Annotated in this window: 3 protein-coding genes; all 3 read left to right on the top strand. The window is 61.5% G+C overall.

Translation table 11 applies throughout. The annotated features are described in order from the left end of the window. The coding region (locus ACEPP2_RS21150) for a calcium-binding protein (protein WP_395517847.1) at window positions 1-904 on the top strand (904 nt) is incomplete at its 5' end. A 51-nt stretch (window positions 905-955) separates the two neighbouring features. After that, complete coding sequence (locus ACEPP2_RS21155) at window positions 956-2,263, top strand: HlyD family type I secretion periplasmic adaptor subunit (RefSeq protein ID WP_395517877.1); 1,308 nt, start codon at window positions 956-958, stop codon at window positions 2,261-2,263. Window positions 2,264-2,436: 173 nt separating this feature from the next. After that, window positions 2,437-3,764 (top strand): mannose-1-phosphate guanylyltransferase/mannose-6-phosphate isomerase (locus ACEPP2_RS21160; protein WP_395517878.1); only part of this gene is annotated, 1,328 nt, incomplete at its 3' end.

Raw genomic sequence — 3,764 nt, forward strand, 5'->3', positions numbered from 1 at the left:
CGATGATGGGGATGATGGCGACGATGTCTATGACGGGGGAGACGGGATTGACACACTCGATCTCACCGCTCTCGTCGAAGCGGTCGTGGCCGATTTTGATGAACGATATGTCGAGGGTGACGAGATCGGCCGCGACACGATCAGCAACTTCGAGATCATTCGCGGCGGCCGGGGAAACGATCGGCTGAACGGCGACAGCGGCAGCGATATCCTGCATGGCGGTGACGGCCATGACAAGTTGAAGGGCCGCGAGGGCGATGACATTCTTGTCGGCGGCGACGGCAATGATGTGGTTGAAGGTAACAACGGCAACGACACCTTCCTGGTGTTTGCCCGCGGGGCGTGGAACGCCGCCTCGGATGGCAATGACAGCTTTGACGGTGGTCTTGGAACCGACACCTATGATGCCTCTGCAACAAGGTCCGGCATCACCATCGATCTTCATATAGGTCGTGCGACCGGGATCGAAACCGATATCGATACTCTGTCGAGCGTAGAGGCTGCGATCGGCGGCAGTGGCGATGACACCCTGGTCGATGGCGCCGGCGTCACGATCATGACCGGAGGTGCCGGTAACGACATCTTCGTGTTCGGCTTTGCGTCCCTGGACGGCGCTCATCGCGACGAGATCCGCGACTTTGCAGCCGGAGACCGGGTCGATCTGTCCGCCTTCGGCGGTCTCGTCTTTGACGGCCTTGGGGTGGAAGATGATGCCCAGGCTGGACGGATCACCTTCTATCACCAGCAGTTCGAGGATCAGGAAAGGACGGTTGTGAGGGCAATCGTCGACCTCGAGCATGACGATGACATCGAGATCCTGCTGCATGGCCGCTACCACCTGACGGAGCAGGACTTCATGCTGGCAGCAATGGAACTTGCCGCCCAGGAACAAGCACAGGCCTGAGCAGCGGAATGCTCCTCCAGGAGCAGGTCTTTAGAATTGGGGAGAACGTGCATGACCGGATCCACGCAGAATGGACACGACGACATCAAGGGCAGCCAGAACCAGTTCAGCATCGCGTCGCGGGTGATGACCTCCGCGCTTTTGGCAGGGGTCTTGATCATCGGTGTCGGGGGTTGGGCGGCTCAGGCAAAACTGGCTGGGGCCGTCATAGCCTCCGGCCATGTCGTGGTGCCTGAACAGGTCAAGACAATCCAGCACAGGGACGGCGGCATCGTCTCCGAGATCCGCGTTGCCAATGGCGATGCGGTGAAAGAGGGCGATGTCCTGCTTCGGCTCGACGATACCCAGACGCGGGTGGAGCTGACGATCATCGAGACGCAGCTGCAGCAGATGGTCGCGATGCAGGCGCGCCTGCGGGCCGAGCGTGATGACCGTTCCTCCATCGACTTTGGTGCTGAGGCCCTGCCGCCTTCAATCATCGCAGGCGAGACGAAGCTCTTTGAGGAGAACCGCCGCATGCTGGCCAGCCAGAAGGAGCAATTGCGGCTGCAGGTCGACCAGCTGGGTGAGCAGGTGCATGGCTTTGGCGCGCAAAGCCAGGCAAACGATCGTGAAGCTGCAATCATAGAGCAGGAGCTGGAGAAGCTCGATCGGCTGCTGGCCAAGGGCCTCGTCACGATCGCCCAGCATCGCGACCTCCTGCGGCAGAAGGCGCGGGTTGAAGGCACGCGCGGGGAGCTGGCCGCCAAGAGTGCTGAAGTCCTCGGCCGCATCAGCGAGCTGAACGTGAAGCTCCTGTCGATCGATCAGGAGGCTCGCAAGCAAGCGCAATCAGCCATCCTCGAACTGGATGCCAAGCTGGCCGAATTGCGCGAGCGCGCCGTCGCGGTAACCGACCGACTGTCCAGAATGGATGTGCGGGCCCCGGTCGATGGCCTGGTCTACGACCTGCAGATCCATACGCTGGGCGGGATCATGGCGCCTGGGGCAACCGTCATGTCGATCGTCCCAGACAGCGACGATCTCCAGGTGGAGGTTCGCATTCCACCTGTCGACATCGACAGGGTTGCAGTTGGTCAGCCAGCGCGCCTCAGGTTCACGGCATTCAACCAGAGAACCACGCCGGAAGTCGATGGCACTGTCGAAGTGGTTGCCGCGGCAACCACAACAGACCGCGCAACCGGTCAGCCCTACTACCTGGCATCCATCGAACTGCCACAGGATCACATCATCAACAACAACAAGCTCATGCCGGGAATGCCCGTCGAAGTCTTCATCCAGACAGACGAAAGAACCGCAATATCATTCCTCACAAAACCATTCACAGACCAGATGATGAAAGCATTCAGGGAAGAATAGGAGGAGCAGGCTCAATAGCGCCTTTGCAAACCGGTATCCATGGGACACATTAGCGTCTTTAGGGCCATGAGGATGTGTGGAGCGTCCAACTGTCATTGCTCGATGGTTGAACGCTTTTGAACGGCGTGGAATTGGGGGATGGGATGGTGAGTAGACGGGTAACGCCGGTGATCATGGCCGGTGGCAAGGGGACGCGCCTGTGGCCACTGTCGCGCGCAAGTGCTCCCAAGCAGTTCATCCAGTTCGTGGGTGACCGGACGCTCTACCAGGCAACCTTGGCACGCCTTGCCGACCCCACGCTCTACGAGGCGCCGATCGTCGTTACCAACGAGGATTTCCGCTTCCTCGTTGCGGAGCAGGCCCGCGAAGCCGGCGTCGGGCTGGCGGGCACGCTGCTGGAGCCGGTCGCCCGCAACACAGCCGCCGCAATCGCCGCCGCTGCCGCGCTGGTCCTCGATCGCCATGGTCCCGATGCCCTCATGCAGGTGCTCGCATCGGACCACGAGATCACTTCCGATCAGCTCTATTTCGACGCCATCCGATCTGCACGGGATGCAGCGATCGCCGGCAGGCTCGTGACCTTCGGCATCACTCCGAGCGAGCCCGCCACCGGCTATGGCTATATCGAAGCCGGCGAATCCCTCGGAGGCGGCGCCCATGCCGTCAGGCGCTTCGTCGAAAAGCCGCCGCTCGAGGAAGCGCAGCGCATGCTGGCGGATGGCGGCTTCTACTGGAACTCCGGCATCTTCATGTTCACGGCCGGCAAGTTGATGGAGGAAATGGAGGCTCACGCGCCGGAGGTGGCCGAAGCGGCTCGCGAAGCCGTCGCGAACGCGGTCACGGACCTCGATTTCATCCGTCTCGATGCTGCAGCCTTCATCAGGAGCCCGGACATCTCCATCGACTACGCCGTCATGGAGAAGACCTCGAACGCCGCTGTCGTCCCCTCGTCCTTCACCTGGTCCGATCTCGGCAGCTGGGATGCAGTATGGAAACTTGGCACGCGCGACGAGGCCGGCAACATGGTTTCCGGCAACGCGACGCTGATGGATACGCGAGACTCCCTCGTCATGTCCCGCACCAGCCACCTTGCGGTGCAGGGACTGGAAAACGTCGTCGTCATTGCCAGCGAGGATGCGGTCTATGTCGGGCGGCTGGAGGAGAGCCAGAATGTCGGCCGCATGGTCAAGAAGCTCGCTGCCGACAAGGCGACGTCGCCACTCACCGAGACCCACCCTACCTCCTACCGCCCCTGGGGCGGCTATACCTCCATTCTCAACGGCGACCGCTTCCAGGTGAAGCGCCTGTTCGTCTCGCCGGGCAAGAAGCTGTCTCTGCAGAAGCATCACCACCGTTCCGAGCACTGGATCTGTGTAAAGGGCACGGCGGAGGTCACGATTGGCGACGAGGTGAAGACAGTGCGGGAGAACGAAAGCGTCTACATCCCGCAGGGCGAGGTCCATCGCCTCGCCAACCCGGGCAAGATCCTGCTCGAGATGAT

Source organism: Pseudorhizobium flavum (assembly GCF_044142885.1).
Classification (GTDB): domain Bacteria; phylum Pseudomonadota; class Alphaproteobacteria; order Rhizobiales; family Rhizobiaceae; genus Neorhizobium; species Neorhizobium flavum.